Source organism: Mesorhizobium sp. CA6, assembly GCF_020165035.1.
GTDB lineage: Bacteria > Pseudomonadota > Alphaproteobacteria > Rhizobiales > Rhizobiaceae > Mesorhizobium.
On record NZ_JAIUHI010000011.1, the window covers coordinates 58724 to 75964 of the forward strand.

Genomic DNA, 17241 nt, shown 5'->3' on the forward strand with positions numbered 1-17241 from the left:
TTGACGACCGCAGATACGGACTGGACGAAATTCATGAAGCACTTTTTCAACCGCAAGGACACGATCGTCACCGAGGCGCTGGACGGCTTCCTCGCCACGGCGGGATCGGGCGCGCTGGCCCGCCTCGACGGCTATCCCGAGATCAAGGTCGTGCTGCGCGCCGACTGGGACAAGTCGAAGGTGGCGATCGTTTCGGGCGGCGGCGCCGGGCATGAACCCTCGCATGCCGGCTTCGTCGGGGCCGGGATGCTGACGGCGGCCGTCTCCGGCGAGATCTTCGCTTCGCCCAGCGTCGAGGCGGTGCTGGCGGCGATCCGCGCGACGACGGGACCGGCCGGCTGCCTGCTGATTGTCAAGAACTACACCGGCGACCGGCTTAATTTCGGACTGGCCGCGGAGAAGGCGCGCGCCGAGGGGCTTGCGGTCGAGATGGTGATCGTCAGTGACGACATCGCCCTGCCCGATATCGCGCAGCCGCGAGGCGTCGCCGGCACGCTGTTCGTGCACAAGATCGCCGGTCACCTGTCGGAAGCCGGCCATGACTTGGCATCGGTTGCCGCAGCGGCGCGCGCGGCGGCCAAGGATATCGTTTCGCTCGGCATCTCGCTTTCCTCCTGCTCGATCCCCGGACAGGCGCACGAGGAGCGCTTCGGCGCCGAAGACGGCGAGCTCGGCCTCGGCATTCATGGCGAGCCGGGCGTCGAGCGCATCGCGCTGCAGAGCGCCAGCTCGCTCGTCGCCATCATGGCCGAGCGCCTCGCCGCGCGGCTCGATGCAGGCAGCCGCTACGCCCTGCTGGTCAACAATCTGGGATCGGTGCCGCCGCTCGAAATGTCACTGATCGCGAATGCCGTGCTGTCTTCGTCGCTGGCAAAGGCGGTGGCGCTGACGATCGGGCCTGGGCACCTGATGACCGCGCTCAACATGAACGGCTTTTCGTTGTCGCTGATCAAGCTGGATGCGGAACGCGAGGCAGCGCTGCTGGCAACCGTCGGGCCGCCTGCCTGGCTGCCGGCAAAGCCGGTTCGTCAGCCGGTCGTTATCGCGATGGCCAAGCCTGCCGCCAGCCCAGCCACAAAGCCCGCCAGCCGCGATGCAGCCGCCGAGCGGCTGATCAAAGCTGCCTGCCAAAAGCTGATCGCGCTCGAAGAGCCGCTCAACGGGCTCGACGCGAAGGCAGGCGACGGCGACACCGGCTCAACCGTGGCGACCGGCGCGCGCAGCATTCTCGAACGCATCGACACGCTGCCGCTCGCCGACAAGGCCGCGACATTTGCCGCAATCGGCGATACGTTGGGCACCTCGATGGGCGGCTCCAGCGGCGTGCTGTTGTCGATCTTCTTCACGGCCGCCGCACAGACTTTGCGTTTCGGCGCAACTTTACCCAAGGCGCTGCTCGCCGGGCTAGACCGCATGACTTTCTACGGCGGCGCCAAGGTCGGCGACCGCACCATGGTCGATGCGCTGGAGCCGGCACTGCGGGCGCTTGATGCAAGCGGGCTGGAAGCGGCGGCAGAAGCGGCGCGGCAAGGCGCCGAGGCAACCGAGGCGATGCAGAAGGCGAAGGCCGGCCGCTCCGCCTATATCGGCAGGCAGCTTGACACAGCGGATCCAGGCGCCTTCGCGGTAGCCGAAGTTTTCGCTGCCGTGGCGGCGCTATTCGCCCCGGCATGAAGGACAGACAATGGCCGCAGCCGATTTCTCCCGACTGATCGCGGCGGCGGCCGATACGATCGCGGCGCATGCCGAGGAGTTGACGGCGCTCGACCAGGCGATCGGCGACGGCGATCACGGGCTGAACATGAAACGCGGCTTCGAGGCGGTGCGCGCCGAGGCAGACGCCTTCGCGGCGAAACCGCTGCCCGAGGCGCTGAAGGCGGTCGGCACCAAGCTGGTGATGACCGTGGGCGGCGCCTCGGGCCCCTTGTTCGGCACGTTGTTCATAGCGCTCGGCAAGGAGCTGCCCGCTGCCCCGGATCGCAACGGGCTGGCGGCGGCATTGGGGAAGGCGATCGAAGCGGTGGCCGCGCGCGGCAAATCGCAGCCGGGACAAAAAACCATGCTCGACGTGCTGCAGCCGGTGTATGAGGCATTGGCGCAAGGCAAGACGGCTGGCGAGATCGCCGACGCAGCCGACAAGGCGGCCGAGGCCACGGTGCCGATGAAGGCCCTGCGCGGGCGCGCTTCCTTCCTGGGAGAGCGCTCGATCGGGCATATGGACGCCGGGGCGCGCTCGACCGCGCTGCTGGTGCGCGCAGTCGCGGAAGCGATAGAGGGCAATTGATGAGCAATGTCGGTATCGTCATCGTGTCGCATTCGCCTTTGGTCGCCGAGGGCACGGCCGATATGGTGCGCCAGATGGTGGGCGACGAAGTGCCGCTTGCCTGGTGCGGCGGAAATGGTCATGGCGGGCTCGGCACCAGCGTCGAGGCGATCATGGGCGCGATCGACAAGGCCTGGTCGGAAGCGGGCGTCGCCATCCTGGTCGATCTCGGCGGCGCCGAGACCAACTCGGAGATGGCGGTCGAGATGATCGGAGAGCCGCGCTCCCACAGAATAGTCGTCTGCAACGCGCCGATCGTCGAGGGCGCGGTGATGGCGGCAACCGAATCCTCCGGCGGCGCCTCGCTCAAGGAAGTGGTGGCGACGGCGCATGAATTGTCGCCGTCGTGAACGAACGGGAACCGACAGAATGTCCGCATCCGCCGAAGCAACGGTCCTGATCACCCACGCGGTGGGACTGCATGCGCGCCCTTCGGTGAAGTTCACCAAGCTTGCCAAGTCGTTCGCGGCCGAGGTGGAAGTGGCGGTCGCGGCAAATGGCCCCTGGTTCGACGCCAAGAGCATCGTCAAGGTGATGGCGGCAAAGGCGCCGAAAGGGACCATGCTGCATATCCGCGCCAAGGGCGACGGCGCGACCCAGGCGGTAAAGGCGCTGGTCGATCTGGTGCAGCGGGACTTCGACGAGGACGCGGATCATGCCCGGTCCGCTTGAGACCGATCTGAATGTCGCCAGGCCCGCAAGGAATGCGAGCCATGCGGGTTGAGGGTATCCCCGCCTCACCCGGCTACGCCGAAGGCCCGCTGTTCGACCTCGACCAGTCTCCGGCCAGCTACAAGGCCAAGGCGAGCGCCGAGGAAGAACAAGCCGCATTGGTGAGCGCAATCGGCAAGGCCGTCGGCCGGCTGGCGGCGCTGGTCGAAACAGCCAATGGCGACGCCGCCGGCATTCTCGAATTCCACATCGCCATGCTGGAGGACGACGCGCTGAGCGGACCGGCCTTGGCGGCGATCGGCTCCGGACAGCCGGCGGACGCCGCCTGGCGCGCGGCGCTGGACAGCGAGATCGCCGGCTATGAAGCGTCGGACCAGGACTATTTCCGTGCCCGCGCCGCGGATTTGCGCGATATCCGCGACCAGGTGCTGCGGGCGTTGAGCGAGGACAGCGAGGCCGCGACACCGCCGGGCGCGATCCTTTATGGCGACGACATCGCGCCGACGCGCTTCCTCGCAACCGATTGGAGCAAGGGCGGCGGCATCGCGCTCAAGCGCGGCAGCACCGCCAGCCATGTCGCCATGCTGGCGCGCTCGCGCGGCGTGCCGATGGTTGTCGGCATCGGCGACGAGGCTGAAACGCGTACCGGTGTCGCGCTGCTCGATGCCGAACGCGGCGGAATCGTCTTTTCGCCCTCACCGGCCGAGATCGAGACCTTCCGGCAGTCCGCCTCCACCTTCGCCGACCGCCAGGGCGCTGCGCGGACGTTCCTGACGGAGCCGGCGGTAACCAAGGCCGGCACCGCCGTGCGCGTCCAGGTCAACATCGCCTACCCTTCCGACGTTGATGGTATCGAAATCGAAAGCTGCGACGGCGTCGGCCTGATGCGCACGGAGTTCCTGTTCGGCAAGACGTTGCCGGACGAGGAGACGCAATACCGTGCGTATCGCAAGGTGCTGGAATGGGCCGGCGACAAGCCGGTGACCATCCGCACCGTCGACGCTGGCGGCGACAAGCCGGTGCCGGGTTTCACCGTCGAGGAGGCCAACCCGTTTCTCGGCCTGCGCGGCATAAGGCTTTCGCTCAAGCGGCGCGACATTTTTCGCGTGCAGATACGGGCATTGCTGCGGGCCGCCATCCACGGCAATCTGAAGGTGATGTTCCCGATGATCGCCACGCCCGAGGAGTACAGCCACGCCGCCGCGCTGTTCGCGGAAGAACAAGCCGCGCTTGCCGCGCAGGGCGTCGCGCACCGGCTTCCGCCACTCGGCATCATGGTCGAGGTGCCGTCCGTCGCGCTTACGCCGGAGGATTTCGCCGATGTCGCCTTCTTCTCGATCGGCTCCAACGACCTGACGCAATATGTGATGGCGGCGGCGCGGGACAATGCGGCGGTCGCGCATCTCAACGCCGTCCGCAACCCGGCGGTGCTGCGGCTGATCGCTGCGATCACGGCCTTCGGACGGGAGAGAGATATTCCGGTCAGCCTATGCGGCGATGCCGGCGGCGATCCGGCAGCCATCCCGGCCCTGCTCGAGGCGGGTTTGCGCGACCTGTCGGTCGCCCCTGCGCAACTCGCCATGGCCAAGGCGGCCATCGCGGATGTTCCAGTGTAGACGCGGCATGGCCAGGACCGAGAAGATATCGGAAACAGGCTCGGAGGAGGCGATCCGCGCCTATAAGACGATCCTGTCGCAGGTGATCGACCAGCGTCCGTCGGGCATGCGCCAGCGTCTTGCCGACGCGCTCGGCAAGCACCGCAGTTTCGTCACCCAGATCTCCAGTCCGGCCTATTCGATCCCGATCCCGTCAAAGCATCTGCCGTCGATCTTTTCGGTCTGCCATTTCAGCCAGGCCGAGCGCGACCAGTTCATGGCCGCTTATCACCAGGCGCATCCCGGAAAGGTTCCGGCGGCCCCCGGTCTGCGCAGGACACGCCATGTCTCGCTCATCGTGCCGGATTTCGGCGACGACAGGCAGAACGCCGCGCTCGACCGGGCGATCAACGAATTCATCCAGAAAATAACCAGCATCGCCGGCAAGGGCAGCGGCTAAAGCATAGCAATTCCCGGAAAGTCTGTAGCGGTTTTCCGTTCGGGATTGCGTAAACTAAAGACAGTCGGGAGGACTGCCATGAAAAAATTTATCAATTCGGTGGACACGGTCCTGGCCGAAAGCCTCGATGGCTTTGCGACGGCTCATGCCGACATCCTCATGCTTGGCGACGACCGCAAATTCATCCGCCGCAGGGCGTTGAAACCCGGCAAGGTCGCGCTGATCTCGGGCGGCGGCTCCGGCCACGAGCCGCTGCATGGCGGCTTCGTCGGCCACGGCATGCTGGACGCCGCCTGCCCCGGCCAGGTCTTCACCTCGCCCACGCCGGACCAGATGCTGGCCGCCGTCGAGGCTGTCGATACCGGCGCCGGCTGCCTGTTCATCGTCAAGAACTACGAAGGCGATGTGATGAATTTCGACATGGCGGCAGAGATGGCGGACGGCGTGCTGCAGGTGGTGACCAATGACGACGTCGCGGTCGAGAACTCGTCCTACACGACCGGACGGCGCGGCGTCGCCGGCACGCTGGTGGTGGAAAAGATCGTCGGCGCCGCCGCCGAGCAAGGCATGCCGCTGCCCGACCTCAAGGCGCTGGGCGACCGCGTCAACGCCGCGACGCGCTCGATGGGCGTGGCGCTGACCAGCGGCACGGTGCCCGCCGCCGGCAAGCCGACCTTCGCGATAGGCGACGGCGAGATGGAATTCGGTGTCGGCATTCATGGCGAGCCCGGCCGGCGGCGCGACACGCTGAAGAGTGCCGACGCCATCGCCGAGGAGGTTTGCGCCGCGATTGCCGGCGACTTCGGCGATCGCGCCAAAGGGCCGGCACTGCTGTTCGTCAACGGCTTCGGCGGCACGCCGTCGATGGAGCTCTATCTGATGTACAACAGCGCCCGCAGGGTGTTCGAGAGGCAGGGCGTGACGGTGGTCCGCTCGCTCGTCGGGTCCTATGTGACGTCGCTCGACATGGCGGGATGCTCGATCACGCTGACCATGTTGGACGACGAAACGTCAGCACTTTGGGACGCGCCGGTACACACGGCGGCGCTGCGCTGGGGCATGTAGCCGGCTTCAGCCAAGACCGAAGCCCGACGCCTCAAAGCGTCTTTGACGCCACGGCCACCACGCTGGAGAGTTTTCCAGCCTTGCGCAGCAAAGGCGCCTCATATTTCTTCTTGGTCATTTCCAACACCCTCCGGATCAATCCACAGAATGGACGATCCGCGCGGAAAGTCAAACTCACAAGCCGGCTTTGCCGCCGCGTACTGGTTTCCGGCGTGCTTTTCTGTAAGCATGGGCTTGTTGCTATCATTCGAACGCCGTCCGGATTGATGCTGCCTTCTCTTGCGCCTGCCGATGAAAAACTGCTGCTGACCTTCGCCGACCCAGAGGCATCGGCCGCCATTGGCGATGGCTTTGCGGCAGCAACCCTGCTGGCGCTGCTCGCCAATGCGGAGTTCCACGGCGTGCTGCCGATCATGCTGCGCAAACTCAGGGAGATCGGTGACGCCCGACTGCCGCAGGACGCAACCCTGCAGCGGAGACTGTCGGAGTTGCGCGACGAGGCGACGATGGCGACCGGCCAATCGATGCTGCTGCAGTACCATGGCGACCGCATCATGAAAGCGCTGGCGGCAAAGGGCGTGCCGGCCCGGATCGTCAAGGGGCCGGTGTTCGCGCGCAAGCTCTATAGTCAGATTGCAGACCGTCCCTTCACCGACATCGACATTCTCGTCGACCCCGTCGGCATCGAGGCGGCCAACAAGACCATCCGCGAATGCGGCTTCGAGCTCGGCAGCGACGAGGCCGCGTCGCATGAACTGCAGGAATTCAAATGGCTGGAGAAAGAGAACTCCAGCCTGCTCATCGAATTGCATGGCAATCTGGTGCACGACACCGGCATGCGCAGACGCCTGTCGCTTGGCTTTCGCGAGTTGCAGGCGATCGACGGCGGCGAAACCGACACGCCGGCCGCGCTGCTCACCATCGCCATCGTGCATGCGGCCGGCGGCCACAAGTTCCACCGCCTGCAGCTCTGCGTCGACGTGCTGCAGGCGGTGCGGGCGCTGAAATCGTCTCAAGAGGAAGCGCGGCTGCTCGATGCCGCCCGCATGACCGGCATCGAGCTCGAGCTGGCCACAGTCCTCAACGTCACCGGACGCCTGTTCGACGCGCCGCGCGCGATCGAGCTTGCCGACCGCATCAAGCCGGACCTCTCGATACGGTTGGCCAAATGGCTGATTACCGGCAACATGCTGCTTCGGGTCAATTCCCGCGAAAAGCTGCGCTCGCGCCTCAGCCGCGATGCCTTCCGCTGGGTGCAGAGGCTGGCGCGGCCGCGACCGTATCCAGTCTGAGCTCGGCATGGAGAACCCGCTCTCGGCCGTATTCATCACCGAGATTTCGTCCGTCACCGCGCCCATGCTTGCGCGCTGGGCAGATAACGGCCATCGCGTTGCTGCCGTGGTCGTGCCGGGCCCACTTGCCGGCAAGCGCTTCAGCTTCAGTGCCCTGCGCCGCCGCCTGCGGCGACGGTTTGCTTTGAGGTCTCATCTCGGCCACGCCATGCCCCCATTGATCGAATTCAGCCCGCCCCATGATTGGGATGCGCTTGGGCCGCGGCTCAGCGCGGCCCGCGCCGATCTTTTGATCTGTTTCGGATACAGCAAACTGATCCCGCAAACCGTGCTGGAGCTGTTTCCGAAGGGCGGCCTCAACCTGCATCCCGCGCTTCTGCCGCACTATCGCGGTCCGCATCCAATGCACCGGCTAATTATCGACCAGATGCATGAAGCCCATGGCGGCGTGACCTTGCACAAGATGACATCCGACTTCGATGCGGGCGATATCCTGGCGCAGGTTAGCTTTGCAGCAGAGGATTGGCGTTCGGCCGCAACGGTGAACCAGGCCCTGGCCAACGCAATGGCTGTGCTCGCGACGGATGTTGCGCCCGAGTTTTGCAGGGGCAGGCTTGCCGGAATGCCCCAGCCGGATGGGGCCTATGTCTGGGCGCGCATCGAGCGCGGCCCGTTTATCGTCGGCAAACAATTTTCAAGCGAGCATGTCGCGCGGCTATGCCGGATCGTCGGGTCGAGTGTTCCGGTCAGTGTCCTGATCAATGGCAGACCGGTCCGGCTCGCTCAGCCGATCCGCCGCCTGGGACCACCCAGCGGCGAAGCCGCGAAATGCCGACGGGGACTTGTGGAATTCGACTGCGCCGACGCGCGCGTCGTGCATCTGGTCTACAACAAACTGTCCCGGCTGTTCTTGCGTTGGCAGTCAAAACCCCGCCACCGCGGTCGAGAGCAGCCATCCTTCGACATCCGGCGTTTCGGCGCGAAGGAATGAGCACGCGTCAACTTGGCAGCGCAGCGCGGATCAGCGCTGCCGCCTCGGCCGGACTTGCCCCGACTTCCAGCGTGAAGGTCGGCACCGCCTTCACCAGCATCGCGATCGTCGCCATGCGCCTTTTCTGCAGCGACAGCAGGCCGGTCATGCCGGTCCTTACATTGTCGGTTGCCAAAGCCACCATGGCGTCTGTCCTGGCCATCGGCAGCAGCCGGGTCTCGGCGTCTGCCGAGCGTGCAAGGTGCAGGAGCGCTGTGACGGGCCTGGCGCGCACATCCTCGACACGGATGATGTCGCCGAGGCGGTCCAGCGAAACGGATTGCTCGCCCTCGGCGTCCCACTTCTCGCCCAGGCAGGGTGCGACGAAGGGCAGCATCGCCGCCGTGTTGCGGTGGACCTTCACCTTGCGCGGCATGCCCCAGGCCGTGATGCCCTGCGGGCTTGCGTTGAGGATCATCACGTCGTCCGAGCAGAGGCCGAAGCCCCGCGAGGCAAGCGCGAGCGATGTGGTGGACTTGCCCGTGCCGCTTGGCGCGTGGATGAGGACCAGGCCGTCCTTTCCAGGCAAGGTGAGACCCGCAGTGTGCAGCATATGCTGGCCGTCCGCATCGAGTGCTGCATCCAGCACCATCATCAGCAAAGTCCACTTGATCTTGCTGTCGGGATGAAGACGGATTTTGGCCCGGCCCTCGCCGTCGTGGATCGATAGCGTCTGCTGGCCCGGAAAGACGAGATGGAAGACGCTTCCGGCGTCGATCATGCGGCAATGGCCGTCCAGCGGCACGTCGCCGTCGAAAGCCAGCTTTCCTTCGGGGTTCTCGTGCAACTCAAGCGTTTCGACGATGTCGACGCGAAAACCGGGCTGGACAGGCTCGTTCATACGCAGGGCGCCGAGCATCAGGTCGAAGCTCGGCCACAGATCGGCACGCGCGGCGGTGATGCCTATGACCTGGCCGTTGAGGTCATAGCGGAAAGTCTGCTCGCTCAAGCGGCTGGCGCCTTAATGCTGGCCGGGTGGCGGTAGATCTCCACCATGCCGGGCTGGCTGTCGCTGACCACCGGCTTGCCGTCGAGGCAGACCCAGCAATGCGCCGACAGGCGAGGCTCGTGCATCGACCTGGCGTCGACGCCGAAACGCAGCTCTGGATTAAGACCGGCCAGGCGCAGAAAGCGGAAGCCGAGCAGACCTTCGCGAAGGCATCTGCGGTCGCGCATCAGCCAGGGGCGTCGCACCGTCCGCTTGACGCGATGGACGATGTAGGTCCAGGGCAAGTCGCGATAGGGTGCGGGCGACTGCAGCGGCGCCAGTTTCAACACGCTTTCGAAATCGCGCCGGCCGACCAGCACCGGCATCAGCCGGGCGCTGAGCCACAAATGGACGCGGAACAAGGCGCGCAGGACCGGTCCGTCGGCCATCACGCGTCCGGGTCAGCGAGGATGCCTTCAGCCACCAGCTCGGCGGCCAGTTCGGCCATATCCTGATCGAGCGTTGCCTTGTCGATCTCGAATTCCTCCGACAGCAGATCGACGATCTGGTCGAGCTTGCGCGCGCCGTTCACCTTGTCGAGAAAAGCCTCGGTCGTGTCGTTGCAGGTGTAAAGCTGGCCGCTGCGCGCCAAAAGCACGACCGCGCCATCGCCGACATGCTGCACGGACGCATCGTCCGCCATGCGCAGCACCGTTTCAGAGCCGATTTCAGCCATGCGCCCTCCAGTCCAGCAAGAATGCCGCAGAGCAAGTAGCGCGACAAGGCAGTGCTGTCCATTGCCGCATGGTGCCGTCAGGAGTTGGCAGCCTGTGCGGATGCATCGGACAGCTTGTGGCAATCCGGCAACAATCCTGACCAAATGGCGACAAAAAGGTGTTCTTTCGATGACCAAAAAGCGATGGCTATGGTATTCGACGTTGGCATTCTTCGGATTTGGGGGCATCTATGAAAAGGCTCATCCTTTCTTCAACTTTCCTGGTGGGGTTTGCTCACACTTCGTTTGCTGCCGACGTCTTCGCGCCGCAAGACACTGCCGTCTATAATTGGTCGGGTATTTATGTCGGCGCTGATGCCGGTTATGGCTGGGGCAATTCCACCCAAGATTTCGACGGCATCGACTACAACGTACCGCTCGATCCGAAGGGCTGGCTCGGCGGCTTATATGCCGGCTACAACTATCAGCTTTCGAACGGCGTCGTTCTGGGCGTCGAAGGCGACTTCAATTTTTCGGATATCGACTCGAAGGGCGTTCGCGGTATCAGTGCTGGTGTGGACGATCCAACCTTCAGTTATGGATCCGACCTCAAGTGCACTGGCTCGCTACGCGGGCGGCTTGGCTATGCAGCAGGCCAATTCCTGCCTTTTGTGACAGGCGGGCTGGCCGTCGGCCGCTACGAGAACTTCCAAACAGCCGCAGGAGTTCCCTACTCTCATACCAATACCTTCACCGGCTGGACCTTAGGCGCCGGTGTGGACTATGCGATGACCGAGCATATAGTGTTGCGGGTCGAGTATCGTTACACAGACTTCGGCGATAAGCACATCGTCGACCCAGTCTGGACGGACTGGAATGTTGATCTATCCACTAACGACGTTCGGATCGGCATCGCCTACAAGTTCTGAGGGTCCACAACATGTGACGCCACTTATTGCTGCGTATTTCGCAATCAAAAAGGGAAGCCTGCTGGGCTCAGCCAAGCTGGCTTTTGTCTTTTGACGGAATCGACGGAGTGCGACTTCAGCGTCTCTATGGCCGCAAAACGACAATCATCGAATGTTGTCTAGCTGACCAAAAGCGGGGATTGCATTTCTTTCCTAAATAAGCTGTGAAGTCGCCGGGGTTTTTTGGGGAGATAGTGCCATGCGTTACAATTGGGATCGGGCTCCGACGGCTTTCGAGCGTCATCGCAAGGCATTGGCGGCCGCCATTCTGATCGCCGGCGGCGTCGGGCTGATGCTGGCGGCACTGCCGCTCTAAGCCGGCTTTCAATCCGCGACCGGCAGAACGGCGCTCCAAGCGAAACGCCGCTGGGGAACTTTGACGAGCAACGTCGATCAAAATGCAGGGAGACATGGCCGCGAGAAGCGGCTTAGGCTATGGCCAGACGACGGAATGTTCCTGGGGAGGAAAGTCGATGGCCTCACGCTACCGCGAAGTCTATGAGAGCTGGAAACGCGACCCCATAGGGTTCTGGGCCGAGGCGGCGAAGGCGATCGACTGGTATAGGCCGGCCGAAAAGGTCTTCGATCCGGAAGCCGGCGTTTATGGACGCTGGTTCACCGGCGCCACCTGCAACACCTGCTTCAACGCCATCGACCGCCATGTCGCCGGTGGCCGCGCCGACCAGTTGGCGCTGATCCATGACAGCGCGATCACCGGCACGGTGCGGAAATTCACCTATGCGGAGCTAAAGCGCGAGGTGGTCGCGTTGGCGTCGGTGCTGAGGCATCGCGGCATCGGCAAGGGCGACCGCGTCATCATCTATATGCCGATGGTGGCGGAAGCCGCTATCGCCATGCTTGCCTGCGCGAGACTCGGCGCCGTGCATTCGGTGGTATTCGGCGGCTTCGCCTCGCATGAGCTCGCCACCCGCATCGACGACGCCAAGCCGAAGCTGATCATCACCGCCTCCTGCGGCCTGGAGCCAGGCCGCGTCGTCGCCTACAAGCCGCTGCTCGACAAGGCCATCGAGATGTCGAAGCACAAGCCGGACGCCTGCCTCATCCTGCAGCGCGAGCAGCTGCGCTGCGAGATGCACGACAATTACGACTTCGACTATGCCGATGCGGTTGCGCGCGAACGCGCCGCCGGCGCCAATGTCGACTGCGTGCCGGTTTTAGCCACCGACCCGCTCTACATCATCTACACCTCCGGGACGACCGGGCAGCCGAAGGGCATCGTGCGCGACAATGGCGGCCACATGGTCGCGCTGAAATGGACCATGGACAACGAGTTCGGCGTCAAGCCGGGCGAGGTGTTCTGGGCGGCGTCCGATGTCGGCTGGGTGGTCGGCCATTCCTATATCGTCTACGGACCGCTTCTGCATGGCTGCACCAGCGTGCTGTTCGAAGGCAAGCCGATCGGCACGCCGGACGCCGGCACCTACTGGCGGGTGATCTCTGCGCATGGCGTGGTGGCGCTGTTCACCGCGCCGACCGCGTTCCGCGCCATCAAGGGGCAGGATCCCAGGGGCGAGTTCGTGCCGAAATACGACCTGTCGAAGTTCCGCACTTTGTTCCTTGCCGGCGAGCGCGCCGATCCCGAAACGATCAAATGGGCGGAGCAGAAGCTCGACCGTCCCGTCATCGACCATTGGTGGCAGACCGAGACCGGCTCGCCGATGACGATCAATCCGGCGGGGCTCGGGCTGTTACCGGTGAAATACGGCTCGCCCGGGGTGCCGATGCCTGGCTACGACATTCGCATCCTCGACGATGCCGGCCACGAGGTGGCGCGCGGCACGCTCGGCAATGTCGTGGTCAAGCTGCCGCTGCCCGCCGGCTGCCTGCCGACGCTGTGGAACGCCGACGCCCGTTTCCGCCAGGCTTACCTCGAGGAGTTCCCCGGCTACTACAAGACGGCTGACGCCGGCATGATGGACGAGGACGGCTACCTCTATGTGATGGCCCGAACCGACGACATCATCAACGTCGCCGGCCACCGGCTCTCGACCGGCGCCATGGAAGAGGTGCTGGCGGCTCATCCCGATGTCGCCGAATGCGCGGTCATCGGCATTGCCGATGCCATGAAGGGCCAGGTGCCGCTCGGCTTCGTCGTGCTCAATGCCGGCGTGTCGCGCGATAGCGGCGCGATCGAAAGTGAGGTTGTCGGGCTGGTGCGCGAGCGGATCGGCCCGGTTGCGGCCTTCAAGACCGTGGTGACGATCAAGCGGCTGCCCAAGACCCGCTCCGGCAAGATCCTGCGCGGCACGATGCAGAAGATCGCCGACAAGGAGGAATGGACCATGCCGGCGACGATCGACGATCCGGCGATCCTGGACGAGATCACGGCGGCGCTGAAGGGACGCGGCATCGGGGTGTAGTCGCCGGCAGACGACCGCGTTAAGGATCAATTTACCAATTTGTACCGCACTGCAATCGCTTATTGTGCAGCGCAGCAATAATCTTTAAAGTTTGCGTGGGGGGCCATACCGGAGGCACGGCATGGCCCAGCACAAGACGACATTCGGCGGTGTCGACATACTGCGATTGCCGGCCGCCGTCATGGTGATGTTCTATCACTATCTGGCGGCTGTCGCGCTGATGGCATTGTCGCTGCGCCTCGACCTTTCCTGGCCCGGCTGGCGGCCGATCGGGCCGATGACCTATCCGCTCTATCTCATCCATGATCTCGTCGGCGCGGCGGTGCTCGGCGCCCTGATGCGCGCCGACGTGCCGTATCTTGCAGCGATCGCCGCCGTCGGCGCGGCCATGATCGCGGTAAGCTGGCTGATCGCGACCGAGGCCGAGCCGCGCATCCGGCTGCTCTTGGACCACACGCTGTTTCGCTATCGGTTGAACCCCGCCTGACGACGCGACTGCCGATCGCGCGCCGGTGTGGAATTGTTTGCATTCGGCATGATATCGAGGCGCAGATCAGTGCAAGTAGCCGAGCCTCAATCCGTGAATCTTTTCCAACGATCGAGACGCCCTCGACCCGCGCCACGCGAGCGCCTCGTCATGGACATGCGCGACATGGTCGTCTACGCAATCGGCGACGTGCATGGCTGCCACGACGAACTGCGCGCGCTGGAGCAAAAGATCCAGATCGATTCGCAGCGCTTCAGCGGTCGCAAGATCATCATCATGCTGGGCGACTATATCGACCGCGGGCCGCATTCGCGGCGCGTGATCGACCATCTGATGGCGCCGCCGCCGAAGGGCTTCCAGCGCATCTGCCTCGCGGGAAATCATGAAGTCGCACTGCTCCTCTATCTGGACGGTCATCTCTCGCGTGAAACCTGGCTCGGCTATGGCGGCCGCGAAACCCTGTTCTCCTACGGCGTTGACCCTGACCGGCTGATGAGCCTCTACGGTTCGAGCGAGCAGGCGGATGCGCGCATACGCGAGGCCATTCCAGCCAGCCATGTCGACTTCCTGCGCACGCTGCCGGCGATGGTCTGCTCCGAGCATTTCGTCTTCGTGCATGCCGGCATCCGTCCCGGCGTGGCGCTCGAGGCGCAGGACGAGGGCGATCTGCTCAACATCCGCGAGGAGTTCTTCCAGGCGGCGCACCGTCTCGACCGCTGGGTGGTGCACGGACACACGATCGTGGATGTTCCGTCACTCGACGGACGCCGGCTCGACATCGACACCGGCGCCTTTCAAACGGGACGACTGACGGCGCTCAGGATCGTCGGCAAATACGGCCGGCTGCTGTCTTCGAGGGATTAGGACGGTTCACGCTCCTAGGCTGAACCGCCCCCGATCTCAGTCTTTTCGAACGGAAACACGCCTCAGGCGGCCTGCTTGGGGCGCTGCTCCGATTTTTCCAGATAGTAGCTCGAATAGCGGTCGAAGAACCTTTCCGAGCCGCCGAGCGAGCCGTATTTCGCCAGCTTCTTCAGATCGACCTTGTTGAGCACTGCGCCGATCACCTTATTGGCGATATAAGGCTCGGATTCCAGCATCGAGCGCACCATGTTGCGGGGCGTGCGGCCCCATTCGGTGACCAGCACAAAGCCGTCAACCAGCGGTGCGAAGGCCTTGGCGTCGACGACGGGTCCGAGCGGCGGCAGATCGACGATGATGTATTCGAACGTCTCCTTGGCGTTTTCGATGAAGCGCCGCATGCCGGCCGAGCCCAGAAGCTCGCTGGTGTGCGAAAACTGGCCGCGCAGCACGGCGGGAATGATCGCCAGCTTGGTCTGGCGATCGACCTTGCCGACGGACTGCCAGCTCTGGCCGTTGACCACCGCTTCCATCAGACCCTGCTCGGCCTCCATGCCGAGGCTGCGGCTCAGGCCCGGATTGCGCAGGTCGCCGTCGATGAGCAAGGTCTTGGCACCGTTGGCCGCGAGCAGGCCGGCGAGGTTCGCGGCCACCGTCGACTTGCCTTCCCCAGGCAGCACCGAAATAACGCCGATGACCCGGCTGCTGCGGTCTTCCATCACCACGTCGAAGGCGATCTTGGCGTTGCGCAGCGTCTCGGCGAACATCGAGGCCGGGGCGTCGATGCTGACGCGCATGCGCGCCCGTCTCTCAGCCGCGGAGAGGCTGGCCACCTTGCCGTCGGCCGGCAGGTCGTCGGCTTTGGTATCCTTGGCTTTGCCGCCGCCGATCGTCGGCAGATAACCGAGGAATTTCAGGCCGACGCGGTCGCGAACGTCCTCGCCCGTCCTGAAGAAACGCTCGTTGAACTCGTTGAGGCCGCCGAAGCCGGCGCCAAGCATCAGGCCGAGCACCAGCGAGAGCGCCAGCACGCGCAAGGTGCGCGGGCTGGAGGCCGCGAGCGGCATCGTCGCGTCGGAAATGATGCGAACCTTGCCGACCGGGAAGGATTGCTGCTGCGAAGCTTCCTCATAGCGGCTGAGGAAGGTCTGATAGAGCGTGGTGAGCGCCTGTGCCTGCTGATCGAGCTCCTTGAGCTTCACCTGTGACTGGTTGTCGATCGAGCTCTTGCCGGCAGCGGTGGAAATCTTGTCGCGCAAAGCAGTTTCGCGCGCCTGCGCCACCTCGAAATCGTTGCGGTAGCTTTCGGTGAGCTGTTTCAACTGGTCGAAGATCTGCGCCGAGACATCGGCCTTTTCCTTGGCCAGCGCGACCGCTTGCGGGTGATCCTTGCCGAAATTAGTCTCGATGTCCTGCAGACGCTTGGCAATGGCCAGATAGCGGGTCTTGAGCGCGATGATGACCGAGCTGCTCGGCTGGTCGGCGCCGATGGCCGAATCGTTGAAGGCGCTTTCGGAACCGCTTTCGACGATCGCCTTGTATTGTTGATAGCGGGCGCTGGCTCTGGCGGTATCGGCCTGGGCGACGATGAGCTGTGCGTTGAGATCGGCGAGTTGCTTGTCGCTCAGGAGCTGGCCGTCACTGTTGGCAGACAATCCATGTTCGGCCCTGAACTTCTCGACGGCCAAGGCTGCCCGCTGAGAGCTCTCACGCAACTCCGTGAGCCGGCCCTGCAGCCACAAGGCCGCGCGCTCGGTGGCGTCGAAGCTGGCGTTGAGCTGGTCGGCCAGATAGGCGTCGGCATAGGCCTTGGTGATGGCCGTGGCGAGTGCCGGATCTGTCGACTGATAACCGATGCTGATGACGTTGGCACGGCCGACGCGATCCGCCATCAACCCGGTCTGCAGCATGAGAATCGCGTAATCGTGGGTCGCGGTCTTGATCATGGCTTCGCGCGTCGCGGCGTCGACATTCTCGATACCGGGAAGCTCGTTTGCCGAGCTGCCGCGGAAATAGCCGACAATACTGCGCAGGAACCCCACACCCTTGGCCAAAGCCGACTGCGGCGGGCTCATGAAGTCCGGGTTTTGATCGAGCTTCAGCTTGTCGACCACCACAGACGCCAGCCGCGCCGAGTTGAGAACCTCTATCTGGCTGAGAATCGTCGCGTCCGTTTGCACCGTGGCGCTCGCAGCCGAGATGTCGTCGACGACCTTGTTCAGCCCTTCATCAATCAAAACGCTGGCGACCGCCGTATACTGCTTGGGCGTAGTCTGCAGATAGATGACGCCCAGGCACAGACCGATAATGGCGCACACCGCCACCACCTTGGCCTGTCGGGCGGCCATGCCAAGCAGACGCTCGATATCGATGAAGTCTTCACCCTTTTCCGGATCGGTGCTGGGCAACGGCATCCTCTTGTCGAGGGGGAAGGTGGCATAGTTCATCTTCGGTCCAATTCCAG

17 protein-coding genes are annotated in these 17241 nt (G+C 64.1%); 13 read left to right on the forward strand and 4 right to left on the reverse strand.

Features of this window, described 5'->3' with window-relative positions:
* Nucleotides 1-33 precede the first annotated feature (33 nt).
* The 9 genes from LB526_RS17895 (at nucleotide 34) to LB526_RS17935 (ending at nucleotide 8398) form a co-directional block, all read left to right on the forward strand.
* Nucleotides 34-1674 carry a dihydroxyacetone kinase subunit DhaK gene (locus LB526_RS17895; protein WP_224527046.1) on the forward strand — a complete coding sequence of 547 codons (1641 nt, stop codon included), beginning with the start codon at nucleotides 34-36 and terminating at the stop codon, nucleotides 1672-1674.
* Nucleotides 1675-1684: 10 nt separating this feature from the next.
* Nucleotides 1685-2284, forward strand: a complete 600-nt coding sequence (gene dhaL / locus LB526_RS17900; RefSeq protein ID WP_224527049.1) for a dihydroxyacetone kinase subunit DhaL — start codon at nucleotides 1685-1687, stop codon at nucleotides 2282-2284.
* A complete protein-coding gene (gene dhaM / locus LB526_RS17905) occupies nucleotides 2284-2673 on the forward strand; it encodes a dihydroxyacetone kinase phosphoryl donor subunit DhaM (protein ID WP_140544084.1) in 390 nt (129 codons plus the stop codon). Before dhaL ends, dhaM begins: the two co-directional genes overlap by 1 nt.
* Before the next feature lie 19 nt (nucleotides 2674-2692).
* Entirely contained in the window at nucleotides 2693-2995 is a 303-nt protein-coding gene (locus LB526_RS17910) for an HPr family phosphocarrier protein (protein ID WP_095766133.1), read from the forward strand.
* Nucleotides 2996-3036: 41 nt separating this feature from the next.
* The gene (gene ptsP, locus LB526_RS17915) at nucleotides 3037-4611 is read left to right on the forward strand and encodes a phosphoenolpyruvate--protein phosphotransferase (protein WP_224628911.1); all 1575 of its coding nucleotides are present in this window, start codon (nucleotides 3037-3039) and stop codon (nucleotides 4609-4611) included.
* Entirely contained in the window at nucleotides 4598-5050 is a 453-nt protein-coding gene (locus LB526_RS17920; RefSeq protein ID WP_224603871.1) for a hypothetical protein, read from the forward strand. The genes ptsP and LB526_RS17920 overlap by 14 nt, the downstream gene beginning before the upstream one ends.
* 78 nt (nucleotides 5051-5128) lie before the next feature.
* Nucleotides 5129-6115 carry a dihydroxyacetone kinase subunit DhaK gene (dhaK, locus tag LB526_RS17925; RefSeq protein ID WP_224628912.1) on the forward strand — a complete coding sequence of 329 codons (987 nt, stop codon included), beginning with the start codon at nucleotides 5129-5131 and terminating at the stop codon, nucleotides 6113-6115.
* 266 nt (nucleotides 6116-6381) lie between these two features.
* Nucleotides 6382-7407, forward strand: coding sequence for a nucleotidyltransferase family protein (locus LB526_RS17930; RefSeq protein ID WP_224628914.1), 1026 nt, complete (start codon nucleotides 6382-6384; stop codon nucleotides 7405-7407).
* A 7-nt stretch (nucleotides 7408-7414) separates the two neighbouring features.
* Nucleotides 7415-8398, forward strand: coding sequence for a formyltransferase family protein (locus LB526_RS17935; RefSeq protein WP_224628916.1), 984 nt, complete (start codon nucleotides 7415-7417; stop codon nucleotides 8396-8398).
* A gap of 7 nt (nucleotides 8399-8405) precedes the next feature.
* Here the strand turns inward: LB526_RS17935 and LB526_RS17940 are convergent, their stop codons facing one another.
* From LB526_RS17940 to LB526_RS17950, 3 genes are read right to left on the reverse strand one after another with little or no spacing between them, the layout of a single operon-like run.
* On the reverse strand, nucleotides 8406-9386 hold the full coding sequence (locus LB526_RS17940) for a serine kinase (RefSeq protein ID WP_224628917.1): 981 nt from the start codon (nucleotides 9384-9386) through the stop codon (nucleotides 8406-8408).
* Nucleotides 9383-9814, reverse strand: a complete 432-nt coding sequence (locus tag LB526_RS17945; protein ID WP_224628920.1) for a lasso peptide biosynthesis B2 protein — start codon at nucleotides 9812-9814, stop codon at nucleotides 9383-9385. The genes LB526_RS17940 and LB526_RS17945 overlap by 4 nt, the downstream gene beginning before the upstream one ends.
* Nucleotides 9814-10101 carry a PqqD family protein gene (locus LB526_RS17950; protein WP_140628930.1) on the reverse strand — a complete coding sequence of 96 codons (288 nt, stop codon included), beginning with the start codon at nucleotides 10099-10101 and terminating at the stop codon, nucleotides 9814-9816. The genes LB526_RS17945 and LB526_RS17950 overlap by 1 nt, the downstream gene beginning before the upstream one ends.
* 230 nt (nucleotides 10102-10331) lie before the next feature.
* On the opposite strand from LB526_RS17950, the gene LB526_RS17955 reads away from it, so the two are divergent.
* From LB526_RS17955 to LB526_RS17970, 4 genes are all read left to right on the forward strand, one after another.
* Nucleotides 10332-11009 carry an outer membrane protein gene (locus tag LB526_RS17955; protein WP_224628922.1) on the forward strand — a complete coding sequence of 226 codons (678 nt, stop codon included), beginning with the start codon at nucleotides 10332-10334 and terminating at the stop codon, nucleotides 11007-11009.
* Between the two features lie 512 nt (nucleotides 11010-11521).
* Nucleotides 11522-13429, forward strand: a complete 1908-nt coding sequence (locus LB526_RS17960) for a propionyl-CoA synthetase (protein ID WP_224628924.1) — start codon at nucleotides 11522-11524, stop codon at nucleotides 13427-13429.
* 121 nt (nucleotides 13430-13550) lie between these two features.
* Nucleotides 13551-13916, forward strand: coding sequence for a hypothetical protein (locus tag LB526_RS17965; RefSeq protein WP_224628925.1), 366 nt, complete (start codon nucleotides 13551-13553; stop codon nucleotides 13914-13916).
* Between the two features lie 150 nt (nucleotides 13917-14066).
* Complete coding sequence (locus tag LB526_RS17970) at nucleotides 14067-14780, forward strand: metallophosphoesterase (RefSeq protein WP_224628927.1); 714 nt, start codon at nucleotides 14067-14069, stop codon at nucleotides 14778-14780.
* Nucleotides 14781-14842: 62 nt separating this feature from the next.
* Here LB526_RS17970 and LB526_RS17975 read toward each other — a convergent pair whose 3' ends face one another.
* The gene (locus tag LB526_RS17975; RefSeq protein ID WP_224628930.1) at nucleotides 14843-17224 is read right to left on the reverse strand and encodes a polysaccharide biosynthesis tyrosine autokinase; all 2382 of its coding nucleotides are present in this window, start codon (nucleotides 17222-17224) and stop codon (nucleotides 14843-14845) included.
* Between the last annotated feature and the right edge of the window lie 17 nt (nucleotides 17225-17241).